The sequence below is a fragment of the Vibrio sp. YT-19(2023) genome (assembly GCF_033337395.1).
Genome location: NZ_JAWOQN010000884.1, coordinates 1 through 569, shown reverse-complemented (window position 1 = coordinate 569; position 569 = coordinate 1). Strand labels below are relative to the sequence as shown.

Annotated in this window: 1 pseudogene; it reads left to right on the top strand. The window is 47.1% G+C overall.

From position 1 onward, the window contains the following. A pseudogene (locus tag R7E78_RS28985) lies at window positions 1–569 on the top strand (oligoendopeptidase F); the annotation flags it as partial.

The following is a 569-nucleotide window of genomic DNA, read 5'->3' as shown; positions in this document are numbered from 1 at the left end:
AAAATGCCATTCTGACTAACGAAGCAGCAAGTCGCTTGGCGGGCACGGTCTACAACTTCGCAAATTGCTACTCATCAGTGAACGCTACTAACGCCGAAGCGAAAGCGCTTTCTGGTCGTATGATGCGTATTTTCTCTGAATTGTCTCAAGCGTTTAGTGCTTTCGAACTTACCTTAACGCATGCAGATGATGAGTTCATTGCTCGCGTTCTCGATCACGAAAATCCAGACATCAACGGTCAAGTTTTCTCTATTATGGAGTCGAGAAAACTGGCAGATACACGCTTGAGTACGGAAGAAGAGAAGCTTTTAGCTGCGATGAGTGTCGATGGCAAATCTGCGTGGGGCAATTTGTACGACAACTTGACGGGTTCGTTAAAGGTTACGTTAGACCATGCTGATGGCACTACTGAAGAGCTCGGTTTCTCTCAAGCTGCAAGTATCCTTTACGGTTCAGAGTTTGACCGCCAAGAAGCGGCATGGCGTGGCGTCCAAAAAGCAATGGAAACGCACCAAGAGTCTTTCGCCGCGATTTTAAATGCACTTGCAGGCTGGCGTTTAACTGAAAAC